This is a genomic window from Pseudarthrobacter sp. NamE2, assembly GCF_005796205.1.
Lineage (GTDB): Bacteria > Actinomycetota > Actinomycetes > Actinomycetales > Micrococcaceae > Arthrobacter.
Genome location: NZ_VAHN01000002.1, coordinates 134,579 through 160,638, shown reverse-complemented (window position 1 = coordinate 160,638; position 26,060 = coordinate 134,579). Strand labels below are relative to the sequence as shown.

18 protein-coding genes are annotated in these 26,060 nt (G+C 65.0%); 9 read left to right on the top strand and 9 right to left on the bottom strand.

Features of this window, described 5'->3' with window-relative positions; genetic code table 11:
- Positions 1-80: 80 nt before the first annotated feature.
- From FDW83_RS03685 to FDW83_RS03670, 4 genes are all read left to right on the top strand, one after another.
- Positions 81-1,487 carry a 6-phospho-beta-glucosidase gene (locus FDW83_RS03685; protein WP_138136245.1) on the top strand — a complete coding sequence of 469 codons (1,407 nt, stop codon included), beginning with the start codon at positions 81-83 and terminating at the stop codon, positions 1,485-1,487.
- Between the two features lie 98 nt (positions 1,488-1,585).
- Positions 1,586-2,851, top strand: coding sequence for a D-inositol-3-phosphate glycosyltransferase (mshA, locus tag FDW83_RS03680; protein WP_138136244.1), 1,266 nt, complete (start codon positions 1,586-1,588; stop codon positions 2,849-2,851).
- A 125-nt stretch (positions 2,852-2,976) separates the two neighbouring features.
- A complete protein-coding gene (locus tag FDW83_RS03675) occupies positions 2,977-4,653 on the top strand; it encodes a formate--tetrahydrofolate ligase (protein WP_138136243.1) in 1,677 nt (558 codons plus the stop codon).
- Positions 4,654-5,115: 462 nt separating this feature from the next.
- Positions 5,116-5,793, top strand: a complete 678-nt coding sequence (locus FDW83_RS03670; protein ID WP_370281157.1) for an endonuclease domain-containing protein — start codon at positions 5,116-5,118, stop codon at positions 5,791-5,793.
- Positions 5,794-6,044: 251 nt separating this feature from the next.
- Here FDW83_RS03670 and FDW83_RS03665 read toward each other — a convergent pair whose 3' ends face one another.
- The 8 genes from FDW83_RS03665 to glmS form a co-directional block, all read right to left on the bottom strand.
- Complete coding sequence (locus FDW83_RS03665) at positions 6,045-7,130, bottom strand: inositol-3-phosphate synthase (RefSeq protein ID WP_138136241.1); 1,086 nt, start codon at positions 7,128-7,130, stop codon at positions 6,045-6,047.
- Positions 7,131-7,273: 143 nt separating this feature from the next.
- On the bottom strand, positions 7,274-8,317 hold the full coding sequence (gene mgrA, locus FDW83_RS03660; RefSeq protein WP_138136240.1) for an L-glyceraldehyde 3-phosphate reductase: 1,044 nt from the start codon (positions 8,315-8,317) through the stop codon (positions 7,274-7,276).
- 101 nt (positions 8,318-8,418) lie between these two features.
- On the bottom strand, positions 8,419-10,188 hold the full coding sequence (gene treZ / locus FDW83_RS03655) for a malto-oligosyltrehalose trehalohydrolase (protein WP_138136239.1): 1,770 nt from the start codon (positions 10,186-10,188) through the stop codon (positions 8,419-8,421).
- Complete coding sequence (gene treY / locus FDW83_RS03650; RefSeq protein ID WP_138136238.1) at positions 10,185-12,515, bottom strand: malto-oligosyltrehalose synthase; 2,331 nt, start codon at positions 12,513-12,515, stop codon at positions 10,185-10,187. The genes treZ and treY overlap by 4 nt, the downstream gene beginning before the upstream one ends.
- Positions 12,512-14,767 (bottom strand): glycogen debranching protein GlgX, encoded by a 2,256-nt coding sequence (gene glgX / locus FDW83_RS03645; protein WP_138136237.1) that lies wholly within the window; start codon positions 14,765-14,767, stop codon positions 12,512-12,514. Before glgX ends, treY begins: the two co-directional genes overlap by 4 nt.
- Positions 14,768-14,828: 61 nt before the next feature.
- On the bottom strand, positions 14,829-16,421 hold the full coding sequence (locus FDW83_RS03640) for an NAD(P)H-hydrate dehydratase (protein WP_138136236.1): 1,593 nt from the start codon (positions 16,419-16,421) through the stop codon (positions 14,829-14,831).
- A gap of 24 nt (positions 16,422-16,445) precedes the next feature.
- On the bottom strand, positions 16,446-16,793 hold the full coding sequence (locus FDW83_RS03635; protein ID WP_138136235.1) for a holo-ACP synthase: 348 nt from the start codon (positions 16,791-16,793) through the stop codon (positions 16,446-16,448).
- Positions 16,794-16,993: 200 nt separating this feature from the next.
- Complete coding sequence (glmS, locus tag FDW83_RS03630; protein WP_138136234.1) at positions 16,994-18,880, bottom strand: glutamine--fructose-6-phosphate transaminase (isomerizing); 1,887 nt, start codon at positions 18,878-18,880, stop codon at positions 16,994-16,996.
- A gap of 97 nt (positions 18,881-18,977) precedes the next feature.
- Here glmS and coaA point away from each other — a divergent pair, with 97 nt between their 5' ends.
- From coaA to mscL, 3 genes are read left to right on the top strand one after another with little or no spacing between them, the layout of a single operon-like run.
- Positions 18,978-19,973 (top strand): type I pantothenate kinase, encoded by a 996-nt coding sequence (gene coaA, locus FDW83_RS03625; RefSeq protein ID WP_171027435.1) that lies wholly within the window; start codon positions 18,978-18,980, stop codon positions 19,971-19,973.
- A gap of 5 nt (positions 19,974-19,978) precedes the next feature.
- Positions 19,979-20,860 (top strand): D-alanyl-D-alanine carboxypeptidase family protein, encoded by an 882-nt coding sequence (locus FDW83_RS03620; RefSeq protein ID WP_138136232.1) that lies wholly within the window; start codon positions 19,979-19,981, stop codon positions 20,858-20,860.
- A 23-nt stretch (positions 20,861-20,883) separates the two neighbouring features.
- Positions 20,884-21,288, top strand: a complete 405-nt coding sequence (mscL, locus tag FDW83_RS03615) for a large conductance mechanosensitive channel protein MscL (RefSeq protein ID WP_138136231.1) — start codon at positions 20,884-20,886, stop codon at positions 21,286-21,288.
- A gap of 60 nt (positions 21,289-21,348) precedes the next feature.
- Here the strand turns inward: mscL and glmM are convergent, their stop codons facing one another.
- Positions 21,349-22,710: a phosphoglucosamine mutase gene (glmM, locus tag FDW83_RS03610; RefSeq protein WP_138136230.1), complete on the bottom strand. Its 1,362-nt coding sequence runs from the start codon at positions 22,708-22,710 to the stop codon at positions 21,349-21,351.
- A 184-nt stretch (positions 22,711-22,894) separates the two neighbouring features.
- Here glmM and FDW83_RS03605 point away from each other — a divergent pair, with 184 nt between their 5' ends.
- Together FDW83_RS03605 and FDW83_RS03600 are read left to right on the top strand one after the other, a co-directional pair.
- Positions 22,895-24,133, top strand: coding sequence for a bifunctional glycosyltransferase family 2/GtrA family protein (locus tag FDW83_RS03605; RefSeq protein ID WP_138136229.1), 1,239 nt, complete (start codon positions 22,895-22,897; stop codon positions 24,131-24,133).
- Positions 24,130-26,013 carry a glycosyltransferase family 39 protein gene (locus tag FDW83_RS03600; protein ID WP_138136228.1) on the top strand — a complete coding sequence of 628 codons (1,884 nt, stop codon included), beginning with the start codon at positions 24,130-24,132 and terminating at the stop codon, positions 26,011-26,013. The genes FDW83_RS03605 and FDW83_RS03600 overlap by 4 nt, the downstream gene beginning before the upstream one ends.
- Positions 26,014-26,060: the final 47 nt, after the last annotated feature.

Below are 26,060 nucleotides of genomic sequence, written 5' to 3'. Positions count from 1 at the left end.
AAGTAGCCGTCCGGCTTTGCGGCAGGGGTGGCCCGGGCCTGCCGTAGGGCCAATGTCCGGCCGGGCCTAGACTGCTGGTTATGCGGCTTCTTATTGCCGGCGGCGGGGGTTTCCGGGTGCCGCTGATCTACAGGGCACTGACCTCCGGCCGCTTTGCCGGGCTGGCCACCGAACTGGTGTTGTACGACGTCGATGCCGCCCGCCTGGACGCCGTCACCGCCGTGCTCCGCGCCATGCCCGCGGAGCCGGCTGCCCGCCTCCCGGTCCGTGCCACCACCCGACTTCCCGAAGCCCTGGCCGGCGCGCAGATGGTGTTCGCGGCCATCCGGCCCGGCGGCACGGCAGGCCGGATTGTGGACGAGAAAGTGGCCCAGGACCTCGGGCTGCTGGGCCAGGAAACCACCGGCGCCGGAGGCATCTCCTATGCCCTGCGGACCATCCCGCACATGCTCAACCTGGCCCGGCAGATGAAGGAGCATTGTCCGGACGCGTGGCTGATCAACTTCACCAACCCCGCCGGCATGGTCACCGAGGCGCTGGTGCCCGTGCTGGGCCGCCGGGTCGTTGGGATCTGCGATTCGGCGGGCGCGCTGGCGCTGCGTGCCGCACGGGCAGCCGGGGTCTCCCTGCCGGAGGGGCGGCTCGACGGCGTGGGCTACTACGGGCTGAACCATCTGGGCTGGCTGTACCGGCTGGAGTCCGGCGGCCGGGACGTGCTGCCGGATTTGCTCGCTGACCCGCAAGCCCTGGAGTCCTTCGAGGAGGGCCGGCTGTTCCCGCAGCCTTTCCTTGCCCGGCTCGGTGCGCTGCCGAATGAATACCTCTACTACTGGTACCGGCGCGACGATGCCCGGAAGGCCATGCAGGCCATGGCCTTGACCCGCGGGGAGTCCATCCACGGGCAGCAGCAGGAACTGTATCCGCGGCTCACCGCCGCCGGGAACGATGCTTTCCGGCTGTGGGAGGAGGCCCGGCGGTCCCGCGAGGAGGGCTACCTGGCCGAAGCCCGTTCCGACGGCGAGCGCCGGGACGAGGAGGACCTCACCGGCGGCGGTTACGAAAGGGTGGCGCTTGCCGCGATGAGGGCCCTGTCCGGGGCCGGGGACACGCAGCTGATCCTCAACACGCGCAACTCGTTGCCATCGCCGTCCCGCCCGGCCCCGGCTGAAGCACCCCGCGCCCAGGTTGCCATCCCGGGATTGCCGGCGGACGCCGTCGTCGAACTCCCCTGCACTGTCACCCCGGACGGCGCGGTGCCGCTGCCACAGCAGCGGCCCCCGGAACCGCAGCTGGGGCTGCTGCGCAGGGTCAAGGTAGTGGAACAGCTCACGGTCAGGGCCGCGACGGACGGCGACCGCGGTTCCGCACTGGAGGCCTTCGCCCGCCACCCGCTGGTTGATTCCACGGACCTGGCGGCCGAACTGCTGACCCGGTACGAGCAGGCGCTCCCCGCGCTGCGGGAGCTGTGGCAGGGCGGCGGGCGTTAACAGACTCCGGCGGGCGCCAGGGGAAGGAGTAGTGTTCTTATCGAACGCGCACTGATCCGGTGCCCACTAACCCGCGCCGGTGACCGGAAGGAGGTCCCGTGGCATTGATCCGCAGGGTCGCATTACTCTCCCTCCACACCTCCCCCATGGAACAGCCCGGGTCCGGTGACGCTGGCGGCATGAACGTCTATATCCGGGAGCTGGCCTCCGCGCTGGCAGAAGCAGGCGTGGAGGTTGAGATATTTACGCGCGCCACCTCCGCCAACCAGCCCGCCGTCGAACATCCCGATCCCGGCGTCTGCGTGCACAACGTCCCGGCCGGGCCGCCCCGGAGAGTCCCCAAGGAAGAGCTGCCCGAGCTGCTGCACCACATGGTGGCCGAAATCGAAGAGATCCGCCGCCGCCAGCCGCACGGCCGCTACGACGTCATCCACTCGCACTACTGGGTGTCCGGCATCGCGGGCCTGGAGCTGTCCGAACTCTGGGGCGTGCCGCTGGTCCACACCATGCACACCATGGCAAAGGTCAAGAACCTGCTGCTGGAATCCGGGGAGCAGCCCGAGCCGCGCCGGCGCGAGGTGGGCGAGCACCGGATCGTGGACGGCGCCGCGCGGCTGATCGCGAACACCAGCTCCGAGGCCGCGGAACTCGTTTCCCACTACGGGGGAACGTACGACCGCATCGACATCGCCCCGCCCGGGGTGGACCTCAGCACGTTCACGCCGGCTTTCCGCACACGGTCACGCAAGGAGCACGGCATTGAACCGGGCGTGTTCCACCTGCTGTTCGCCGGCCGGATCCAGCGCCTGAAGGGACCGCAGATCCTGGTCAAGGCGGCCGCGCTGCTGCGGCGCCGGCGCCCGGACATCAATGTGCGGCTGACCATCCTGGGTGCGCTGAGCGGCAACAAGGAGTTCAACCTCCGGCGGCTGGTGGCGGAGGCCGGGATGGACGACGTCGTCACGCAGCTTCCGCCGGTCAAGGCACCTGAGCTTGCGTCCTGGTTCCGCGCCGCGGACGTTGTGGTGATGCCGTCCTTCAGCGAATCCTTCGGGCTGGTGGCGCTGGAGGCCCAAGCCTGCGGCACTCCGGTGGTGGCCACCCGGGTGGGCGGGCTCTCCCGCGCCATCTTCCACGGCCGGACCGGGCTGCTGGTGGACGGGCACCACGCCGCCGACTGGGCCGACGCGCTGGAGGCCCTCTACGACGACCCCGCTACCCGGGAGGACATGGGGCGGGCCGCAGCCATCCGCGCCCAGAACTCCGGGTGGGCCCGCACGGCTGCCATCACGCTGGAGAGCTACCACGCCGCCGTCGACAACCATGTGGGGCACCGCCTGCTGCCGGCGGTACCCGCGTCCTGACGCTTGTGCTGGTGCCTGCGTCGCTTTACTCGAATTCCCCGGCACCTGCGTGCGGGACCTGAGGCTGACGAGGGACTAACCTTTGACGGACACGGTACGGACACCCGCACCGGGAAAGGACAACGATGTCTGCACTTCCCTCCGACCTTGAAATTGCCCGCGCCGCCCGGATCCTGCCCATCGGTGAAATTGCTGCTGCTGCAGGGATCAATGAAGATGCCGTTGAGCAGTACGGGCGGTACAAGGCGAAGATCGATCCGGACCGGCTGGAGGCGCCGCCTCCCTTTGGCAAGGTGGTGCTGGTTTCGGCGATGTCCCCCACCCCGGCGGGCGAAGGAAAGTCCACCACAACCGTTGGTTTGGCCGATTCGCTTGCGCGGGCCGGGCACCGGGTAATGATTGCCCTGCGTGAACCGTCGTTAGGTCCAGTCCTGGGCATGAAGGGCGGTGCCACCGGCGGCGGCTACTCCCAGGTGTTGCCCATGGACGAGATCAACCTTCATTTCACCGGCGACTTCCACGCGATCACATCGGCCAACAACGCGCTGATGGCTCTGGTGGACAACCACATCTACCAGGGCAACCAGCTCAATATCGACCCCCGGCGCATTACGTTCAAGCGGGTACTGGACATGAACGACCGTGCCCTCCGCGAGGTGGTGATCGGACTGGGCGGGCCCCGGCAGGGGGTTCCGCGGCAGGACGGCTTCGACATCACCGTGGCATCCGAGATCATGGCGGTGTTTTGTCTGGCTACCGGCTTTTCCGACCTCCGCGAGCGACTGGGGCGCATGACATTCGGATACACGTATGACCGTGCCCCGGTGACCGTGGCGGACCTGGGTGTGCAGGGGGCTCTGGCGTTGCTGCTCAAAGAGGCCGTCAAGCCGAACCTGGTACAGACTATCGCCGGCACTCCGGCCCTGGTCCATGGCGGGCCTTTCGCCAACATCGCGCATGGCTGCAACTCGCTGATTGCCACCCAGACTGCCAGGCGGTTGGCGGACATCGTGGTGACCGAGGCGGGGTTCGGGGCGGACCTGGGTGCCGAGAAGTTCATGGACATCAAGGCACGGGTCGGCGGCCTGGCACCCGCCGCCGTAGTGGTGGTGGCTACCGTGCGTGCCCTGAAGATGCACGGCGGCGTGCCCAAGGACCAACTGGGGACGCCGGATGTTGCGGCCCTCGAATGCGGCGTGGAGAACCTGCGCCGGCACGTCCACAACGTGGAGAAGTTCGGCGTTTCCCCGGTGGTGGCCATCAACCGGTTCGCCTCGGATTCGGACGAGGAGCTCCAGTGGCTGCTGGCGTGGTGCGAGGCCGAGGGGGTCCCGGCCGCCGTCGCGGACGTCTGGGGACGCGGTGGTGGCGGAGACGGCGGCGACGAACTCGCATCCCTGGTGGCGCAGGCGGTGGCCGGGCCGGCAAGTTTCCGGCACCTCTACGCGCTGGGCCTGCCTGTTGAGGACAAGATCCGGACCATTGCGCAGGAAATCTACGGGGCCGATGGTGTGGAGTTCTCCGTCCCCGCCCTGGCACGACTGGCTGAAATCGAGCGGAACGGGTGGTCCGGGCTCCCGGTGTGCATGGCCAAAACCCAGTACTCGTTCACGGACGACCCAGCCCGGCTCGGTGCCCCCAAAGGTTTCACCATCCATGTCCGTGACCTGTTGCCCAAAACCGGTGCCGGGTTCATTGTTGCGCTCACCGGCGCGGTAATGACCATGCCTGGGCTGCCGCCCCGCCCCGCAGCCCTGCGCATGGACGTGGACGACGCCGGCAACCCCATAGGCCTCACCTGACCCCGACGCTCTCTCACTTCCCGCACACTTTCCCCAAACCCTCTCTCACTCCCTGCGCCCATTCCCCAAACCCTCTCTCACTCCCTGCACCGTTTTTCAAGACGCTCTCCCGTACGAAGGTTCAACTGCGGACGCCTGTGGATAACTTCTGCAGCCCTACGGCGAAAGCGCCAGAATTCAAGGATGCGTTTAGAAGGTCACCTCCCTTTCCCCCTGTCGGCAGCTCCTTTCACGTACGAGTCAGCGATGGCAGCCGGCATTACTCCGGGTCGCTTGAGGCACAGGGACGTAATTCATGTGGGGCGAGGACTGTACCGGCCCGCTGGCTGGGACTTTGACCTTGAGTCCGCCGCGCGGGCACTCTCCGCTGCTTCGCCCGGCGCCTGGATCTCACACGTCACTGCTGCCCGCCTGAATTGTCAGTTGTTGCCGGCATGGCTCGCTGACTCAACTGAACTGCACATGAGCAAGCCAAGAGCACTTCCTTCTGTGCGGCGAAAAGGCATCGTCGGCCATACCGTAGTCGCCCGGGAAGAGGAGATCGACACAGTGGACGGCATACGTCTTAGCACCCGGTCCCGAACCTGGCTCGACATGGCGCGGCGCCTCTCCGTCGGGGAACTGGTCTGCATGGGAGATCAGCTCATCCGCATCCCGCGGCCAAACTTTGAGGACCGCTCAGTTCCCTTCGACACGGTGGACGGACTACGCACACTCGTGGCCCGGCACCCGAACCTGCAGGGAGTGGTCCGGGCACGCGAAGCCCTCGATCTGATGCGCGTGGGCGCCGATTCCGCGCCGGAAACTCTCCTGCGGCTATCCATAGCGGATGCCAACCTCCCTGAGCCGGAACTACAGCTGCGGTTGCGGAGCCAAGACCCCATGTCACCGACAGCGGACATGGGCTACCGCCATATCCGGCTGGCAATTCAGTACGACGGCGGTCACCACCTCCTTGAGGCACAGGTGCTTAGTGACAGGCGCCGGGACAAAGCTTTTGAAGCCGCGGGGTGGACTGTCCTGGTTGCTAGCAAGGATGATCTTGCCGACGAATTCGAACAACTCATTTTGAGCATCAAAAAGCATCTGCGGTCAGCGCCACCGGACCATCCCGTTGCTGCGGGGTTTGCCGACCGGTGAGAGAGGGAGGTACCGAAAGTTGCGGTAAGTGAGAGACCGCTGCTCCCAAAGCTGCAGGGAGTGAGAGAGGGTCCGGTATGGCATGCGGGGCTGCGGCTTGGAGAAGGTTGCGACGGCGGGAAGCACGCCAGCCCTCGTCGCACGGACGCAACACACGGTCTCGCCGGTTAAGACGCAACGCTCCCCCACAAAATGAACTGGTCAAGAAGTGAGAGAGCGTTGCGGGAAAAGCTCCGAGAAATGAGAGGGGGTTAGCGCTCCAGGTCGCCGCGGATGAAGGCTTCCACCTTTTCGCGGGCGAGGTCGTCGTTGTACTGCTCCGGCGGGGACTTCATGAAGTAGCTGGAGGCGGAGAGCAGCGGGCCGCCGATGCCGCGGTCCAGGCCGATCTTGGCGGCGCGGATGGCGTCGATGATGACACCGGCCGAGTTCGGGGAGTCCCAAACCTCGAGCTTGTATTCGAGCGAGACGGGGGCGTCGCCGAAGTTGCGGCCCTCGAGGCGGACGAAGGCCCACTTGCGGTCGTCGAGCCACTGGACGTAGTCGGAGGGGCCGATGTGGACGTCCTTGGCAGCGAGTTCGGCCTCCACGTTGGAGGTCACGGCCTGGGTCTTGGAGATCTTCTTGGACTCGAGGCGGTCGCGCTCCAGCATGTTCTTGAAGTCCATGTTGCCGCCGACGTTCAGCTGGTACGTGCGGTCCAGCGTGACGCCGCGGTCCTCGAACAGCTTGGCCATGACGCGGTGGGTGATGGTGGCGCCGATCTGGCTCTTGATGTCGTCGCCGACGATCGGGACGCCGGCGGCGGTGAACTTGTCAGCCCATGCCTTGGTGCCGGCGATGAAGACGGGCAGGGCGTTCACGAACGCAACACCGGCGTCAATGGCGCACTGGGCGTAGAACTCGGCGGCGTCCTGCGATCCCACCGGCAGGTAGCACACCATGACATCGACGTTGGCGTCCTTGAGTGCCTGGACCACGTCGACGGGCTCTTCGGTGGACTCCTCGATGGTCTCGAGGTAGTACCGCCCGAGGCCGTCCAGGGTGTGGCCGCGCTGGACGGTAACACCGGTGGGCGGCACGTCCGCGATCTTGATGGTGTTGTTTTCGCTGGCCGTGATGGCGTCGGCGAGGTCGTGGCCGACCTTCTTGCCGTCAACGTCGAACGCGGCGACGAACTCAACGTCACCCACGTGGTACTGGCCGAACTCAACGTGCATCAGGCCCGGAATGGTGGCGTTGGGATCGGCGTCCTTGTAGTAGTGGACGCCCTGGACCAGCGAGGCGGCGCAGTTGCCTACGCCGACGATCGCAACACGGATCGGATGTGAAGACACGGAACTCCTTTGAGGAAAAACGTCAGCCGGCCGGTGGTACGTCGGGAAGGATGCGACGGCGGCCGGCTGGTATGGCGCCGCGCGGCGCCTTTTCATACTACCCAACACAAGGGGGCAGGGCATTGTTCCTGCCCCCTTAACAATCAGGAAACTGGCTGCTTCCACAGGTTGATGTCCGATTCCACCGCGAATTCATCGATGGCTGTCAGTTCCTCGGAGGTGAAGCCAAGGTTGTTGATCGCAAAGAGGGAGTCCTCCAGCTGCCCGACGCTGGAAGCACCAATGAGCGCGGACGTGACCGGTGAACCCTTCTGCTGGTCGCGCAGGACCCAGGCGATGGCCATCTGTGCCAGCGACTGTCCGCGGTCTTCGGCGATATCGTGCAGGCCGCGGATGCGCTCCAGTTTCTCGTCAGTGATGGCGTCTTCGGACAGGAACCGGGCTTTGGCGGCACGGGAGTCTGCCGGAATGCCGTTGAGGTAGCGGTCGGTAAGCATGCCCTGCGCCAGCGGCGAGAAGGCGATAGAGCCGGCGCCCACCTGGTCCAGCGCCTCGTACAGATTGGGCGAACCGTCCTCCGTCCACCGGTTGAGCATGGAGTAGCTGGGCTGGTGGATCAGCAGCGGTGTGCCCAGGTCCTTCAGGATGCGGGCTGCCTCGATGGTCTGTTCCGGTGTGTAGGAGGAGATGCCGGCATAGAGGGCCTTGCCGGAGCGGACGGCGTAGTCCAGCGCACCCATGGTCTCTTCCAGCGGGGTCTCCGGATCCGGGCGGTGGCTGTAGAAGATGTCCACGTAGTCCAGGCCCATCCGTTGCAGCGACTGGTCAAGGCTGGAGATGAGGTACTTGCGCGAGCCCCACTCGCCGTACGGCCCGGGCCACATGTAGTAGCCGGCCTTGGTGGAGATGACGAGTTCGTCACGGTAAGGCCTGAAGTCCTCTTTCAGGTGCCGGCCGAAGTTGGTTTCCGCGGAACCGTCCGGGGGCCCGTAGTTGTTGGCGAGGTCAAAGTGGTTGACGCCGAGGTCGAAGGCGCGGCGGAGAATGGCCCGCTGCTCGTCGAAGCGCTTGTCGTCGCCGAAGTTGTGCCACAGGCCAAGGGAGATAGCCGGGAGCTTCAGCCCGCTGCGGCCGACGCGGCGGTAGGGCATGGAATCGTAGCGGTCCTCCGCTGCTGAAAAAGTCATACGTTCCATCCTGCCAGCTGTGACGGCCGCTACATTACAACGAAGGAAAAGTTACGCCGCGGGCTGACTACTGCCAGCCCGCGGCGTCATTTCAACCGGGTTCAGTACTTCACAATGGCCGCGCTCCACGGCGCCAGGGCGAGGGCCTCTCCTTCCAGGCCAATCCCTTCGTCCGTCGCCAGCAGGACGGTCCCGGAAACGCTGTCCAGCCGAACCTTGGCGTCCGAGAAGTTGAGGAGTACCTCAACGCTGCCGCGGCGGAACCGCAGCCAGCCTGCGTCGTCGTCGAACGAAACATCCGTTTCCGTAAACCCAAGGCCGGCCAGCTCGGAGTGCGTGCGGCGCAGGGCTGCCAGGGATTTGTAGAGCTCCAGCAGCCGGGCATGGTCGCCCGATGCTGCCTCATCCCAGTTCAGCTTGGACCTGGTGAAGGTTTCCGGGTCCTGCGGGTCAGGCACGACGGCGGGATCCCACCCCATGCGCTCAAATTCCTTGATGCGCCCTTCCGCGGTGGCCTTGCCGAGCTCGGGTTCCGGGTGGGAGGTGAAGAACTGCCAGGGTGTGCTGGCGGCAAACTCTTCACCCATGAACAGCATGGGAGTGAAGGGTGAGGTGAGGGTGAGCACCGCCGCCACGGCCAGCTGCCCGTGGGACAGCGACTGCGAGAGCCGGTCCCCCGTGGCCCGGTTGCCGATCTGGTCGTGGTTCTGGTTGCACACCACCAGCGCCGCGGGGTGCACCAGGGATGTGTTGATGGGCCGCCCGTGGTGCCGGCCGCGGAAGCTGGAGTAGCTGCCGTCGTGGAGGAACCCGTCCTTCAGGACCTTGGCCAGGACCGCGAGGGACTGGAAGTCCTCGTAGTACCCGGTGGTTTCACCGCTGACGTTGACGTGGACGGCGTGGTGGTAGTCGTCGCTCCACTGTCCGGCCAGCCCGTATCCGTTGGCGTCCCGCGGGTAGAGCAGCCGCGGGTTGTTGAGGTCCGACTCGGCAATAAGCGTCTTGGGCAGGCCGGTTTCCGCGGCCACGGCGTCGCCAAGGGCACCAAGGTCCTCGAGGAGATGCACGGCGCGTTCGTCCCGCAGGGCGTGCACGGCGTCGAGCCGGAGCCCGTCCACGTGGTAGTCGCGCAGCCACAGGGCGGCGTTGTCCAGGATGTACTCGCGCACCACATCCGAGCCGGGTCCGTCCAGGTTGACGGAGTCGCCCCACGTGTTCGCGTCGCCCTGCTTCAGGTAGGGGCCGAACTTGGGCAGGTAGTTGCCGCTGGGTCCGAGGTGGTTGTAGACCACGTCCTGGATGACGCCCAGCCCCGCAGCGTGCGCCGCGTCCACAAAGCGCTGGTACGCGGCCGGTCCGCCGTAGCCCTCGTGCACGGTGTACCACTGGACGCCGTCATAGCCCCAGTTGTGGGTTCCGTTGAAACCGTTGACAGGCAGCAGTTCCACAAAGTCGACGCCGAGCCCGGCCAGGTAGCCCAGCTTTTCCGCCGCGGCGTCCAGGGTTCCGTCCGGCGTGAACGTACCGACGTGCAGCTCGTAGATGACCGAACCCTTGAGCTCCTTGCCTGCCCACCCGGAGTCCTGCCAGGAATGGGCAGCGGGGTCGAAGGTCCTGGACAGCTGGTGAACCCCGTTCGGCAGGCGCCGGGACCGGGGATCCGGCACCGGGTGGCCGTCGCCGTCGAGCAGGTAACCGTAGTCCACTTCGCCCTCGGCCGGGGCGTCTGGGGCTGTCCACCAGCCCTCCGCACCGGGCTGCGTCTCCTTCTGCAACATGGGGTACTGCCGGCCGTTCGCCAACAGGATCACGGACGTGGCATTAGGCGCCCACACGTCGAAGCGCTCGGGACCACCATTGACCAAAGTCATGCGTTTTCTCCATCCACCGGTACCAGCAAGGCCACCGGGTAGGTACCCAGCACATCGCCGACCAAAACGGAGCCCGGCCCGTAGCTGGCCCCCGTAAACTCGTCACGCATGGGAACGGTAAGTTCGACGGCGGTGTCATGCCAGCCGCCCTTGGCCTCCAGCCCGGCGGGGAGCCGGGTGGCAAGGGTCAGCGCTCCCGGGGAGCCGTCACCACTGCCGCGGGAAAACGCGAGCAGGTGCGCGGAGGCCGCATCAGCAGCCGTCACCGGGCTGTAGCCCTGGAACAGTTCCGGCCGGTCCCGGCGGAGGCGGAGTGCCCGGGAGGTGACCAGGAGCTTGCTGGCCTCGGTCCCCGCCGCCGGCATTGTGCCGCCGTCGATCCTTGCCAGCTCCTCCTGGCGGAGGGCGAAGTCCACCGGCCGCCGGTTGTCCGGGTCAGTCAAGGACCGTTCCCAGAATTCGCTGCCCTGGTAAACGTCCGGCACACCGGGCATGGTCAGCTGGACCAGTTTCGCGGACAGCGAGTTGGAGGCGGCGTGGGCGTCGATCCTTGCCACGAAGTCCTCCACCGCCTTGTTCACCCGCGCATCGTCGAATGCAGCATCCACCGCAGCCTTCACCCGCGCCTCGAAATCCTCATTGGGCTTCGTGTATGTGGTGGAGTTTCCGGCTTCACGTGCTGCCTTCAATGCGTAGCCCTGAAGCCGCTCACGGCTGGCCGGCCACGCCCCGACGATAGCCTGCCAGAGCAGGTTCTCGTACGGGCCGTCCGGGACCGGGGCCAGTTCCCGCAGGGTGTTCAGCGTGGACGTCCACTCCTGGGGCAGTTCGGCGATGACGGAAATCCGTGCCCGGGCGTCCTCGCTGCGCTTGGTGTCGTGGGTGGACATTGTGGTCATCGAAAGGGGCAGTTCCTCCTGCCGCCGGCGCATCCGGTGATGGAACTCCTCGGGCGAAACGGCGAACTCGGCGGGGTCGGCGCCCACTTCGGTCAGGGTGCCCAGGCGTGTGTAGCGGTAGAAGGCGGTGTCCTCCACGCCCTTGGCCATGACCATCCCGGAGGTCTGCTGGAAGCGGACCGCGATCGGGTTGGCCGGCTCCAGCAGCAAGGGCAGGAGCGTTCCCACGGCAACCGCGAGCTCCGGCCGGTGCCCGGCTGCGGCTTCGCAGGCTTCCTTGAGGATCTCCGCGCCGGTGGGCAGGTAGGTCCGGTAGACCGGGAAGGCGGAGATGATTTCGGCCAGTGCGTCCGCCGCCTGCTCAACCGGCAGCCCGTAGGATTCCGGCACCAGGCGGGCCAGGCGCAGCACCTCGGACCGAAGGATGCCGTCGGCGATCATGCGCTTGGTACCGCGGATCATTTCCGCGTAGTCCGCCGGCTCCGACGTGCCGCGCAGCTCCGCATCCAGGGCATCAAGTGCGCCCTGCCCGGCCGGGTCCACAAACACCCGGTCCACATCCGCCAGGGCGTCGTAGCCGGTGGTTCCTTCGCAGGCGAAGTCGCCGGGGAGCACCTCTCCGGGTTCCAGGATCTTTTCCACCAGGACGTAGGCGCCGCCGGTGAGGTCCTTGAGCCAGCGCAGGTAGCCGCCCGGGTCTGCCAGGCCGTCCGGGTGGTCCACGCGGAGCCCGTCCACCAGGCCCTCACGGAACCAGCGGCCGATCTCGGCGTGGGCTTCCTCGAAGACCTGTGGGTTCTCCACCCGGATCCCGGCCAGTGTGGTAACCGCAAAGAAGCGGCGGTAGTTGAGTTCGGCATCGGCCCGGCGCCAGTCCATCAGCTCATAGTGCTGGCGGCTGTGGACTTCCTGCGGGGTGTCTCCCTCGGAATACGTGCCTGGCGCCAACGGGAAGCGGTGGTCGTAGTACCGGAGTTCGCCGTCCTCGATGGTCAGCTTGTCCAGGTCCTCGCCCGAACCGAGCATGGGCAGTCGGATCTTTCCGCCGCCCAGGTCCCAGTCGACGTCGAATGCCTCGGCGTACGGCGACTCCCGGCCCTCCTTCAGCAGGGACCACCACCACGGGTTTTGAACCGGCGTGGCCACGCCCACGTGGTTGGGAACGATGTCCACCAGGACGCCCATGCCGTGCTCCCGTGCAGCGCGGGACAGTGCCAGCAGCCCTTCCGGCCCGCCCCGGTCGGGGTCGATGGCAGAGGGGTCGGTCACGTCGTAGCCGTGGTCCGAGCCCTGCTCGGCGGTGAGGATGGGTGAAAGGTACACCCAGTCCACCCCAAGCGACTTCAGGTACGGGACCTGTTCGGCGGCGTCGAACAGTGTGAACTCGCGGCGGATCTGAAACCGGTACGTGGACGCGGGCGCTCTCACTTCTTCCGGTCCTTCCGAGCCCCGATCTTAGTGGTCTTGCCGGGCTCTGCCACTACTGGGGTGCTGATGGACTCCGCTTCACTGGTGGTGGACTGTGTCAACGCCGCGAGGGAGGCTGCCACAGAGTGGTCCGGCTCCGCCTCAGGCTCGCTGTGCGCGCGGAGCACCACCAGGGACTTGGCCTCCACGGGCAGCGGCTCGCCGGCGCTGACCGGCTTGGTGTCCGCGTTCTGCCCGGCGGTGTCAATGATGATGTCCCAGGCCTTGGCATATTCGTCCGAGGGCAGCGTGAACTTCACGGTGTCGTCATGGGCGTTGAAGTACAACAGGAAGTTGACGTCGGTGATCCGGCGGCCGCGGCTGTCCTTGCCCTGGATGCCGTCACCGTTCAGGAAGACGCCCACGGACCGGCCGAACCCGTTGTCCCAGGCCTCGGGCAGCATGGTTTCCCCGGAAGGGTCCAGCCAGACGATGTCCGGGAGGCGTTCGCCTTCGCCCCGGCGGACCGGGCGGCCGTCGAAGAACCGGCTTCGGCGGAACGTTGGGTGCTTGGCGCGGAGGGCGTTCACGGCTGCGGTGAACTCCACCAGCGGCTGGTCGATAATCTCCCAGTTGATCCAGGTCAGCTCGGAGTCCTGGCAGTAGCCGTTGTTGTTGCCCTGCTGGGTGCGGCCCATCTCGTCGCCGTGCAGGATCATGGGCACGCCCTGGGACAGGAGCAGCGAGGCGATGAAGTTACGCTGCTGCCGGGCCCGCAGCGCCAGCACCTCGGGATCGTCCGTGGGGCCTTCGACACCGCAGTTCCAGGAGCGGTTGTGGGATTCGCCGTCGTTGTTGCCCTCGCCGTTGGCCTCGTTGTGCTTCTCGTTGTAGGACACCAGGTCCGCGAGGGTGAAGCCGTCGTGCGCGGTGACGAAGTTGATGGACGCCACCGGGCGCCGGCCGGAGTGCTCGTAGAGGTCAGCCGAACCGGTGATGCGGGACGCGAACTCGCCCAAAGTGGCGGGCTCGCCGCGCCAGAAGTCGCGGACCGTGTCCCGGTACTTGCCGTTCCATTCGGTCCACTGCGGCGGGAAGTTGCCCACCTGGTAGCCGCCGGGGCCGACGTCCCACGGTTCCGCGATCAGCTTGACCTGCGAGACCACCGGGTCCTGCTGGATGAGTTCGAAGAAGGTGGACAGCTTGTCCACGTCGTAGAACTCGCGGGCCAGGGTGGAGGCGAGGTCGAAGCGGAAGCCGTCAACGTGCATCTCGGTGACCCAGTAGCGGAGGGAGTCCATGAGCAGCTGCAGTGAGTGCGGCTGCCGGACGTTCAGCGAGTTGCCGGTGCCGGTGTAGTCCATGTAGTACCGCTGGTCGTCCTCAACCAAGCGGTAGTAGGCGGCGTTGTCGATGCCCTTGAAGGACAGAGTGGGGCCCAGGTGGTTGCCTTCCGCGGTGTGGTTGTAAACCACATCGAGGATGACCTCGATGCCGGCCTGGTGCAGGGATCGGACCATGGCCTTGAAGTCCTGGACCTGCTGGCCGGTATCCCCGGTGGAGCTGTACGTGTTCTGCGGCGCGAAGAAGCCGATGGTGTTGTAGCCCCAGTAATTGTTCAGGCCCTTGTCCTGCAGCGTGCCGTCATTGACAAACTGGTGCACGGGCATCAGTTCGATGGCGGTGACGCCGAGCTTCTGCAGGTGCGCGATGACGGCCGGGTGGGCCACGCCGGCATACGTGCCGCGCTGTTCCTCCGGCACGTCCGGGTGCAGCTGGGTGAGGCCCTTGACGTGTGCCTCGTAGATGACGGACTGGTGGTACGGAATTCGCAGCTGCTGGTCGCCTTCCCAGTCAAAGTAGGGATTGGTGACCACGCCGAGCATCATGTGCTTGGCGGAATCTTCGTTGTTCACCGAGTCCTCGTCGCCAAGGTTGTAGGTAAACAGCGAGGGGTCCCAGTCCACCTGGCCGTGGATGGCCTTGGCGTAGGGGTCCAGCAGGAGCTTGTTGGGGTTGAACCGGTTGCCGGACGCGGGATCGTAGGGTCCGTGCACGCGGTAGCCGTACTTCTGGCCGGGCTGGACCTGCGGAATGTAGCAGTGCCAGACGTAGCCGTCCACCTCGTCAAGCGTGATGCGGGTTTCCTCGCCGTCGTCGTCGAAAAGGCACAGTTCCACTTTCTCGGCTCGTTCGCTGAACAGGGCAAAGTTCGTGCCCGTTCCGTTGTACGTGGCGCCCAGGGGGTAAGCCGATCCAGGCCAGACTTCCATAATGCTCCTCTTAATTGATCGGCAGCGGGCAAACACTCCCCGCCGCCGGTGCGAACTATGCCTACCGTAACGGGTGGCTGTGACTATTACGTTTCCTGCCACCGACGTTACTAAGCATGCTGACTTTACCCCAGACTTGGGGTAAAGCGTCGGCAATTACGCCAGCAGTGATCGGACCGCCGGAACGGATATCCGACGCCGACCTCCCGGCTTTTCCGTGTAGCGCCGCTCCCAGCGCAGCAATGGCGGCCCACCGGCTGTCGTGGTCAGTGTCCGGAAAGGGGAAGAGTTCGACGCCAATTCCGGCCTGGGCAAGCAGCGCGCCAATGATGCCGGCGAGGACGTCGCCGCTGCCGGCCGTGGCGAGCCAGGGGGTGCCGTCCGCCTGGCTGTAGACCTCCCCGGTGGGTGCGGCAACCAGCGTGGTGGCCCCTTTAACCAGGACGGTGGCCCCGGTCCGTTCGGCAGCGCGGCGGGCTGCGCCCAGTGTTGCGGCTTCCACCGCCTCCCGGTCCTCTGTCCCGCCGAGCCGCTGAAGGAGCGCGGCGAGTTCGCCGGCGTGCGGGGTGAGGACCACGTGCGCGGCCAGCCGGTCGGGGAGCGCGGGCAGCGCACCGGCGTCCGCTATGGTGGGCAGCCCGGACTGGACAGCATCCCGTGCCCGGGCGAGCTGGTCGTGGTCGTCGGGGCCTATACCGGAACCCACCAGCCAGGCCTGCACCCGGTTGCCGGCCACGGAGCCGGTGCTGCAGACAACTTCCGGGCATGACTGCCGCACCACGTCCGCAACCTCCGGCGGGCCAAGGTACCGCACCATGCCCACCCCCGCGGCCAGGGCGCCGCGGCAGGCCAGTACTGCAGCACCGGGGTACTGCGTGGATCCGGCAACCACTCCCAGCACTCCGCGGGAGTACTTGTGGGCGCGCCGGGCAGGGCGCGGCAGCAGCACAGCGAGGTCTTCCTCCTCAAGCCGGCGGAGGCCAGGGCGCGGAAAGTTGCCTTCGATGCCAATGGGCACCACATGGACCCGCCCGGCGAAGTCGGCGCCCGGGTCGGCCAGGAGCCCGCTCTTGGCAGCCCCGAAAGTGACGGTCAGGTCCGCCCCCAGGACGGGCGCAGCAGCTTCGCCGGTGTCCGCGTCCACGCCGCTGGGCAGGTCGCAGGCCACCACGAAACCTTGCCCGGGCTCGTTCCGGGCTTTGGTGACCGCGTCGACCAAGGCGGCGGCGTTCCCCCGCAGCCCGCCTTTTGCCCCCGTTCCCAGCACCGCATCGATCACGACGTCGGCGCCGGCGGCTTCCGCTGCCAACGCGCCGAGTGCCGCATCAGTCAGTTCCTGGGCACGTCCGCCGGCGCGTTCGAAAGCAACCAACGCCTGTGGATGGGCCGCACCGGAGGTGAGGACCGCCGTCGTACGCATGCCCCGGGCGGCGAGGAACGCTGCCGCGTACAGGCCGTCACCGCCGTTGTTGCCCTTCCCGGCGAGCACCACGATGCGGCAGCCGTAGAGGCGCCGGCGACGGGAGCGAAGTTCGGTGATGATGGCGTTGGCCAGGCCGTGGGACGCACGCTGCATCAGAACGTCGCCCAGCCCGGCGGCGAGAAGCGGCTCCTCGGCCGCCCTGACCTGCGTGCCGGTATAGGCGCTAATCATCTGGAACGGTTCCGGCGGTCAAGGTCAGCCCTCGGCCAGGACAGTGGCGGTGGCGATGCCGCCGTCGTGGCTGATTGACAGGTGCCAGCGCTTGACGCCCTTGGACTCGGCGACGGCCAGCACTGTGCCCTTGACCTGGACAGTGGGACCGTTCTGGTCGAGGCCGATCCAGCAGTCCTGCCAGTTCATGCCCGCCGGCGCGCCGAGGACTTTGGCCACTGCTTCCTTGGCTGCGAACCGCGCGGCCAGCGAGCGGGTGTTCAGTTCCCGTTCCGCCGGGACAAACAGGCGGTCCCGAAGACCGGGCGTGCGCTCAAGCTGGCGGCCGAACCGTTCGATGTCAACAACGTCTACCCCAATGCCTACGATCATGGCACTACTCTACGGTGACCCTCCGACGTTCCCTGCCCTTACACGGTGCCGGCAGGAATGCTTCACTTTTGGATCGTCAGCCAAGGACGGACCGCGTGTTTCCGCGGACCTTGCCAGTTGACGTGGGCAAAAGTGACGCAAACAAACTGTTTAAACGCGGGAAACCCCGGCTGACATGGCCGGGGTTTCCCGCTGCGAACTTATTCGACGGTGACGCTTTTGGCGAGGTTGCGGGGCTGGTCAACGTCGTAGCCCTTGGCCGCGGCGAGTTCTGCTGCGAAGATCTGCAGCGGAACGGTGGTCAGCAGCGGCATCAGCAGGGTCGGGGTTTCCGGGACGTAGAAGACGTGCTCGGCGTAGGCCTTGACCGCTTCGTCGCCTTCCTCGGCGATGACCAGGGTACGGGCGCCACGGGCGCGGATTTCCTGGATGTTGCTGATCACCTTGGCATGCAGCGATTCGCGGCCGCGCGGGGACGGGACGATCACGAACACCGGCTGGCCCTCGTCGATCAGCGCGATCGGGCCGTGCTTGAGCTCACCGGCGGCAAAACCCTCGGCATGGATGTACGCGATCTCCTTGAGCTTCAGCGCACCCTCGAGCGCGACCGGGTAGCCGACGTGCCGGCCCAGGAACAGCACGGACTTCTCGTCCGCCATGGACCGGGCGAGTTCACGCAGGGGCCCGGCGTTGTCCAGGATCTTCTGGATCTTTTCCGGGATCTTGTTCAGGTCCGCCAACACATCCCTGATCTGGCCGGAGAAGATGTTGCCGCGCAGCTGTGCCAGGTACATGCCCAGCAGGTAGGCGGCCGTGATCTGGGCCAGGAACGCTTTGGTGGAGGCCACCGCGATCTCCGGGCCGGCGTGCGTGTAGAGCACGGCGTCGGACTCGCGCGGGATGGTGGAGCCGTTGGTGTTGCAGATCGAGATGGTCTTCGCACCCTGTTCGCGGGCGTAGCGGACGGCCATCAGGGTGTCCATGGTCTCACCGGACTGGGAGATGGACACCACCAGGGTCTTGCCGTCCAGGATTGGGTCCCGGTAGCGGAACTCGTGCGCGAGTTCGACCTCGGTGGGGATCCGGCACCAGTTCTCGATCGCGTACTTCGCCACCAGCCCCGCGTAGGCGGCGGTGCCGCAGGCCAGCACGATGATCTTGTTGACCTTCTTCAGCAGCTCCGGATCGATCCGCAGCTCATCAAGGGTCAGCTTGCCCTCCAGGTCCGAACGGCCCAGCAGGGTCTGCGCCACGGCGTCGGGCTGGTCATGGATTTCCTTCTCCATGAACGAGGTGAACCCGCCCTTTTCCGCAGAGGCAGGGTCCCAGTCCACGTGGTATTCCTTGCCCTCGGCCGGGTTGCCGTAAAAGTCGGTGATCTCCACCGTGTCCGCGGTGATCGTGACGATCTGGTCCTGGCCCAGCTCCACCGCCCGGCGGGTGTAGTCGATAAACCCGGACACGTCAGAGCCCAGGAAGTTCTCCCCCTCACCCAGGCCAACCACCAGCGGCGAGTTCCGCCGGGCAGCCACCACAACGTCAGGCTGGTCAGCATGTACCGCAAGCAGGGTGAAGGCTCCCTCGAGCCGCTGGCAGGCGAGCTCCATCGCCCGGGTCAGGCCGCCGTCGGACGTGTCCCCGCCCAGCTTGTTCCGGAAAATGTCCGCCAACAGCGCCGCGGCCACCTCCGTGTCCGTCTCGGAGGCGAACTCCACGCCCTTGTCCAGCAGCTCAAGCTTCAGCTCGGCGAAGTTCTCGATAATGCCGTTGTGGATCACGGCCAGTTTCCCGCCGTCGGCCAGGTGTGGATGCGCGTTCCGGTCCGTCGGCCCGCCATGCGTGGCCCACCGGGTATGCCCGATCCCGGTAACAGTCTCCGGCAGCGGCCGGGCCTCCAGCTCGGCCACCAGGTTGCTCAGCTTCCCGGACTTCTTCCGCGCCTCAATGCTCCCCCGGGACACCACAGCCACGCCCGCGGAGTCATAGCCCCGGTACTCCAGGCGCCGCAGCCCCTCAAGGACAACATCCAAAGCACTGTGACTTCCACCGTTCCCAGAACGGCCCACATAACCCACGATTCCACACATAGCCCCAAGACTATCGGCTGCAAGGTGCTACCTCTAAACTGTGGGACAGCCGTGACGGGCTGCTGTGGCAGCGCCCACAACAGGGTCCCATTTCGCTATGTGCGGGGCGAGGGGCAGAATCACTAACGTGACTTTGCAACGCAACGAGGCGAACGGAGAGGGTGTTTCCCCGTTCGTGGAGCTGGACCGGCAAACCTGGTCCCGGCTCGCGGACGAGATGGAACAGCCTCTGAATGAAGAGGACATTGTCCGTCTCCGCGGCCTGGGCGATCCCCTGGACCTGAACGAGGTCCGGGAGGTTTACCTGCCGCTGTCCCGGCTCCTGCACCTCTATGTTGAGGCGGCGGGGCAGCTGCACGCCGCCACCACCACCTTCCTGGGCGAGCACACCCAGCGCACCCCGTTTGTGATCGGCGTCGCCGGCTCTGTGGCGGTGGGCAAGTCGACCATTGCCCGCGTGCTGCGGGAGATGCTGCGGCGCTGGCCGGGCACCCCGAATGTTGAGCTCATCACCACCGACGGTTTCCTCTATCCCCTGGCCGAGCTGAAGCGCCGGCAGCTGCTGGACCGCAAGGGCTTTCCGGAGTCCTACGACCGCCGGGCCCTTCTGAGGTTTGTGAGCGAGATCAAGAGCGGCGCCGAGGAAGTCCGGGCACCCTGGTATTCACACGTCACGTACGACATTGTTCCCGGCAAGGAAGTGGTGGTCCGCCGGCCGGACGTCCTGATTGTGGAGGGCCTGAACGTGCTGGCGCCTGCGCGTCCCCGGCATGACGGCCGGCAGGGCCTGGCGCTGAGCGACTTCTTCGACTTCTCCATCTATGTGGATGCCAAGACGGCCTACATCGAGGAGTGGTACGTGGACCGGTTCCGGAAGCTGCGGAGCACCGCGTTCGCGCAGCCGGAGTCCTATTTCCACCGGTACGCCAGCCTGTCCGACGAGGAAGCGGAGACCACCGCCCGGGACATCTGGAAACGGATTAACGAGCCCAACCTGGAGGAGAACGTCCTTCCCACCCGGGGCCGCGCGCAGCTGGTGCTCACCAAAGAGGCGGACCACACCATCCGCCGCATGCTGCTGCGGAAGGTGTAGCACAGGTGTGCTACGACTGTTCGTCCTCCTCGGGGCCTTCTGACCCCAGCCGCCGCAGCTTCGCCCGCTTCCTCGCAGCGGGCGCCGGGCTGACCGTACTCACCGCCTGCACGCCGGAGGCACCCAGGGCGGCGGCGCCGTCGTCGTCCCCTTCTTCGGCGTCCCCCTCCCCCGCGGCGGTCACCGCATCGGCAACCCCGACGGCGGAAGCCGCCACGGTGCCTCCCGCACCTTCCGAACCGGCACCGCCGCCGTCGCCCTCACCATCCGCTGCGCTGCCGCGGCAGTTTTCGCTGACCGACCCGGCCAGCCCGTGGCTTATCGTGAACAAGCATCGTCCCCTGGTCCCGGCCGCGTACGCGCCGGCGGACCTGGTGCGCCCCGCCGTCGCGATGACCGTTTCCGGCGAGTCGGCGCTGTTGAACAGCACGACGGCGGGCGCGGCCGAGGCGATGTTCGCGGCAGCCGCGCGGGACGGCGTGTCAATGGTGCTTGCCAGCGGCTACCGCTCGTACAGCACGCAGGTGGCCACCTACAACGGGTACGTCGCCGCGCGAGGCCAGGCCGACGCCGACACCGCCAGCGCCCGCCCGGGCTATTCCGAACACCAGACGGGGTGGGCGTTCGATATCGCCGACGGCGGGGGCGTGTGCGGCTTCCAGCCATGCTTCGCCGACCAGCCGGCGGCGGTGTGGGCGAAGGCGAACGGGCACCGGTTCGGATTCGTGGTGCGGTACCCGTGGATGTTCCACCCGATTACCGGCTACTACTACGAGCCGTGGCACCTGCGGTACATCGGGGTGGAGCCTGCGACGGACATGGTGAACCGCGGGATCTTTACGCTGGAGGAGTACTTCGGCGTGGGGCCGGCTCCAGGGTACCTGTGATGCGATGGGCTAGCGTGGTGTCCATGCTGACTGGATTCAAGAACTTCATCATGAAGGGCAACGTGGTTGACCTTGCTGTCGCCGTTGTCATTGGTACTGCCTTTGGTTCCGTGGTGACGGCCCTGGTGAACAACGTGCTGATGCCGTTTGTGGCGGCGGTGGTGGGATCGCCGAACTTTGACAGCTTCGCCCGGGTGGACCTGAACGGCAACGCCATCGAGTTCGGTGTGCTGCTCACGGCCATCGTTAATTTCCTTCTGATTTCCGCTGCCATCTACTTTGTGGTCGTGATGCCGATGAACCTGATGATCGAGCGCCGGAACCGGCGGCTGGGAATCGGCCTGGACGTCAAGAAGGAGTCCGCCGAGGACCCGCAGATTGCTTTGCTGACCGAGATCCGGGATGCGCTGAGCAGCCGGTCTTCCTGATCTCCGCGTAAACCGCTGCGGCCCGCTTCCTTGAAGGGAAGCGGGCCGCTTTTGCTTTTGTTACTCGCTCACGAGTTCCAGGGCGAGCTCGGTCCGGACAACCTGGGCGAGGTGCTCGGCAATGGACTGTGCGGTCTCTTCATCGCCCGCTTCCACCATGACGCGCACCACCGGTTCGGTGCCGGAGGGGCGGAGGAGGACCCGGCCTGTCTCGCCCAGGGCTGCCTCGGCCGCTGCCACCGCCTGGATCAGGACATCGCTGCTGCCGACCTTGGTACGGTCCACACCCTTGACGTTGATGAGGACCTGCGGGAGCTTGGTCATCGCGGTGGCCAGTTCCTTAAGGGGCTTTTTAGTCAGGGCTACCTGGGCTGCGAGTTGCAGTCCGGTGAGAAGGCCGTCTCCGGTGGTGGCGTAGTCGGAGAAGATGACGTGGCCGGACTGTTCGCCGCCCAGGTTGAAGCCGCCGTCGCGCATCTCCTCCAGCACGTACCGGTCCCCCACTGCCGTTTCGTGGATGCTGATGCCTGCGTTGCGGAGTGCGATCTTAAGGCCGAGGTTGCTCATGACGGTGGCCACCAGGACGTCGTCCTTGAGCTTGCCGGACTTCTTCAAAGCGAGGGCGAGAATGGCCATGATCTGGTCGCCGTCCACCTCGTTGCCCTCGTGGTCGACGGCGAGGCAGCGGTCCGCGTCGCCGTCGTGGGCAATGCCGAGGTCCGCGCCGTACTTGACCACCGCTTCCTTCAGCGGGCCGAGGTGGGTGGAGCCAACGCCGTCATTGATGTTGAGGCCGTCCGGTTCGGCGCCGATGACGATGACGTTGGCGCCGGCGTCCTTGAAGACCTGGGGCGAGCAGCCGCTGGCGGCGCCGTGGGCGCAGTCCAGGACGACCGTGAGTCCTTCGAGGTTATGCGGAAGGGTGCCGAGGAGGTGGACGATGTAACGGTCCTCGGCGTCCGAGAACCGCTGGATCCGTCCGACGTCGGCGCCGGTGGGGCGCACGGCTTCCTTGCTCATCTGGGCTTCAATGGCGTCTTCCACGTCGTCTGGAAGTTTCTGGCCGCCGCGGGCGAAGAACTTGATGCCGTTGTCCGGTGCCGGGTTGTGGGAGGCCGAGATCATGACACCGAAGTCAGCTTCCAGGTCTGCCACCAGGTAGGCCGCCGCGGGTGTGGGGAGGACGCCGGCGTCGTAGACGTCCACGCCAGAGCTGGATAGCCCGGCTTCCACTGCGGCTGCAATGAACTCACCGCTGGCGCGTGGGTCCCTTGCCACCACGGCGCGCGGCCGGCCGCCGTTGGAGTTGCGGTCATGGCCGAGCACGACGGCGGCCGCCTGGGCCAGCTGCATAGCCAGTTCTGCTGTCAGCAGGCCGTTGGCCAGCCCCCGGACACCATCAGTTCCAAATAATCTAGGCACCGGACAAGTCTAGAGGATGGGGGTAGCGAGACCTGCGTAGGTGTCCCGACTGCGTCCTGTTCTACTTGTTGGGTACCTGTGCACGGCAGGGGCAGATTACTGGGACTACTTGGTTTTTTCCTTCCCTACCTGTCTTTATCCAAAACCCTCGCCACGCCTATTTGGAGGCCCCTACGATCCATGCATGACACCTAGCTATGGGGGCTTGGCGCTCGAAATTGTTGTACCGGTTTACAACGAAGAAGCGGTACTCGAAAGCAGCATCACAAGGCTCGCCGAATATCTGACACACGAAATGCCGTCGACGTGGAAAATCACCATCGCCGATAATGCAAGCACCGACCGGACGCCGGTGATTGCCGCTCGACTCAGCGAGCACATGCCGAACGTCGATTATCGCCGTTTGGAAGTTAAGGGCCGTGGGCTGGCTCTGAGGGATGCCTGGGGCGCTTCGGAGGCGAAGGTCCTCGCCTACTTGGACGTGGACTTGTCTACAGATCTGGCCGCGCTGCCGCCGCTGGTTGCCCCTTTGCTTTCGGGGCATTCTGACATTTCCATAGGTACGCGCCTGGGCCAGAGCTCGCGCGTGAGCCGAGGTCCCAAGCGGGAATTCATTTCCAGGTCATATAACTTCCTGCTCCGCCGGACTATGCGGGTGCGTTTCTCGGATGCTCAGTGCGGTTTTAAGGCAATCCGTGCCGATGTTGCCAAACGGCTGCTTCCGCACGTGGAAGATAACGGCTGGTTCTTTGACACCGAGTTACTCATCATCGCTGAGCGATCCGGGCTCCGAATTCATGAAATTCCCGTGGACTGGGTGGATGATCCTGACAGCAGGGTGGACATCAAGCAGACGGCAATCGATGATCTTAGGGGTATGGCACGGGTGGCTGGATCCCTGGTCAAGGGTGTCATCCCGGTACAAGCCATTTATGCCGAGCTTGGCCGGCGTCCGATTGTGCCTGTTGGCCGACCGAGCTTCTTCGGACAAGTCCTGCGCTTCGGCCTCGTGGGTGTTGCTTCAACCCTTGCTTTTGCGCTGCTCTACCTCATCCTGCAGGGTCCGTTTGGTGCACAGGAAGCAAACTTCCTAGCGCTTCTTCTGACAGCCGTTGGAAATACGGCTGCTAACCGCCGCTTTACGTTCGGGATCAGTGGACCTGAAAAACTGTTCACACAACAGTTCCAGGGGCTCATCGTCTTCCTGCTGGCTTGGAGCATAACCTCGTCCTCGCTGTTGGTTCTGCACGCGGCACAGCCCGACGCCGCCCCAAATCTGGAACTGCTCGTTCTTACGGCCGCAAATGTCCTCGCCACACTGATGCGATTTGTCCTCCTGCGAGTGTGGGTGTTCCGAGTTCGGCAGAGTAGTAAAGCGACGATTCTTGGAGCCCTACTTCAGACCACGGAAGCAGTTCGGTGAGTGTTGCCGAAACCAGCTGCGATGACGCGTCGACAGTCAAGGCGACAAGCCAGGGCCGGCGTTGGCAAGCATCAGCACTGGTGTTCCTTCATTTGTCTGCTGCCACCACTTACGTCTGGGGTGTCGATCGAAACGGATGGGCAAACGCCTATTACTCGGCTGCAGTTCAAGCTGGGCAGCACGACCCACAGGCATTCCTCTTCGGGTCGGCTGACTGGGGTAACTCCATAACGGTTGACAAGCCGCCGCTCAGTCTTTGGTTGATGGGCTTGTCCGCACAAGTTTTTGGACTCAGTCCGTGGTCAATAATGCTGCCCCAGGCCGCGGTAACTGTAGTCAGTACGTTTCTTGTCTACAGCCTGATGGCTCGTCATTTTCCTTTTTGGCTGGCGCTATTCGCCGCTACGGCGTTCGCGTTCGCTCCGATTACGGTCCTGCTGGCACGCTACAACAACCCCGATCCCCTAATGGTTCTGCTGATGGTGGCAGGTCTTTACGCTGGTATTTGCGCCACGGAAACCGGGCGTCACAGATACCTCTACCTAACATCCATATTGCTCTCTTTGGGTTTCCTTACGAAACAGCTGCAAGCGTTTTTGGTTCTGCCTGCGATAGTCATAACGTTCTTGCTGTTCGCCGGCTATAGTCTACGAAAACGCCTGTTCGTGCTTATCGGCGCAGGCTCACTACTATCTGCAGCTTCTTTAGCATGGCCGTTATTCATGGACCTAACCCCCTACTCAAACCGGCCTTACATCGGAGGATCGTCGACAAATAGCGTCATTGAACTGATTCTTGGCTACAACGGGATAGAACGCGTTCTAGAACAAGGTGATGTTCCATCCACTGCTCTTATTCCCGAGCAGTTTCGAAGCGTTGACAGCGACGCGGGATTCTTCCGGTTGTTCAACGTTAATTATGGTCAGGAACTTGGATGGCTCCTCCTGCCAGCTTTGGCGTCTTGCGTTGTTATTCTGGTGAAGCTCATTCGTCGAAGTTACGACCATCGGCAGTCCATTACGGCTTGCGCCTCACTGGTTTGGATGCTGACTACTTATGTAGTTCTTAGTTTTATGGGAGATAGTTTCCACTCCTACTACACTGCTTCTCTAGCGCTTCCCATGGCCCTGTGCCTCGGCCTGGGGATGCACGCCACCTGGAGCAGGACATCACCTGCGGGGCGACTTTGCGTAGCGGCTGTCCTTGTAGCCAGCTTCATCTTCTCCCGGGCGATGTGGCAGCTAAGTTCTGCTTTTCCTGAGTGGCTTGGCACGGCGGTGTTTTTGCTCGGTCTTTGTGCTGCAGCAGCACTTTCGCTTCGAGCCCCGAGACCTTGGATAGCACAAACGGCGAGAGCACTTGCAATATTTGCCCTCTTACTCGGACCTTTCTACTGCTCGGCATTGACCCTGCAAGGGGTCCAGGGCGGTTCTAATCCCCTGTCCGGCGGCATCACCAAAAGTTTCAACAGCCTCAGCCGGTTTCTTGCAGGAGTGAAGGAAAGTGATCCTGCGTGGGCGGCAGGCGTAGCAGTTGGCTTCGAGCCACCCTCTCGGCTTGCGGATGTTCTTCGAAACACGGCATCTGAGTGCACTTGGGCTGCTGCAACCTATCCCGGTCAGACCGCGGCTCGCTACCAATTGACGATTGATCGCCCCGTAATTGCTATTGGCGGCTTCGCAGCAACCGATCCCAGCCCCACACTCGCACAGTTCAAGGACTGGGTGAAGCAGGGAGACATCTGCTACCTCGTGGAGCAACCTCACCAGCTTGAAGTGCCCGGCAATAGTCAAGAACTCACTGCCATCCAGCAGTGGGTCACCGCCACTTACAATTCGGAGGTAATCGGTGGTGTCACCGTTTATGACCTCACTTCCTGATCTTGCTGTTCCTCGCACCCCAACCAACTACGGTTGGTGGCAGAAAA

Coding starts and splice junctions, on each gene's coding strand:
- treZ (WP_138136239.1), bottom strand. CDS start 10,188: ATGACTTTGGTCAATGGTGGTCCCGAGCGCTTCGACGTGTGGGCGCCT.
- mgrA (WP_138136240.1), bottom strand. CDS start 8,317: ATGACTTTTTCAGCAGCGGAGGACCGCTACGATTCCATGCCCTACCGC.
- FDW83_RS03685 (WP_138136245.1), top strand. CDS start 81: ATGCGGCTTCTTATTGCCGGCGGCGGGGGTTTCCGGGTGCCGCTGATC.
- FDW83_RS03605 (WP_138136229.1), top strand. CDS start 22,895: ATGACACCTAGCTATGGGGGCTTGGCGCTCGAAATTGTTGTACCGGTT.
- FDW83_RS03670 (WP_370281157.1), top strand. CDS start 5,116: ATGAGCAAGCCAAGAGCACTTCCTTCTGTGCGGCGAAAAGGCATCGTC.
- FDW83_RS03635 (WP_138136235.1), bottom strand. CDS start 16,793: ATGATCGTAGGCATTGGGGTAGACGTTGTTGACATCGAACGGTTCGGC.
- FDW83_RS03640 (WP_138136236.1), bottom strand. CDS start 16,421: ATGATTAGCGCCTATACCGGCACGCAGGTCAGGGCGGCCGAGGAGCCG.
- FDW83_RS03675 (WP_138136243.1), top strand. CDS start 2,977: ATGTCTGCACTTCCCTCCGACCTTGAAATTGCCCGCGCCGCCCGGATC.
- glgX (WP_138136237.1), bottom strand. CDS start 14,767: ATGGAAGTCTGGCCTGGATCGGCTTACCCCCTGGGCGCCACGTACAAC.
- coaA (WP_171027435.1), top strand. CDS start 18,978: ATGTGCGGGGCGAGGGGCAGAATCACTAACGTGACTTTGCAACGCAAC.
- glmS (WP_138136234.1), bottom strand. CDS start 18,880: ATGTGTGGAATCGTGGGTTATGTGGGCCGTTCTGGGAACGGTGGAAGT.
- mscL (WP_138136231.1), top strand. CDS start 20,884: ATGCTGACTGGATTCAAGAACTTCATCATGAAGGGCAACGTGGTTGAC.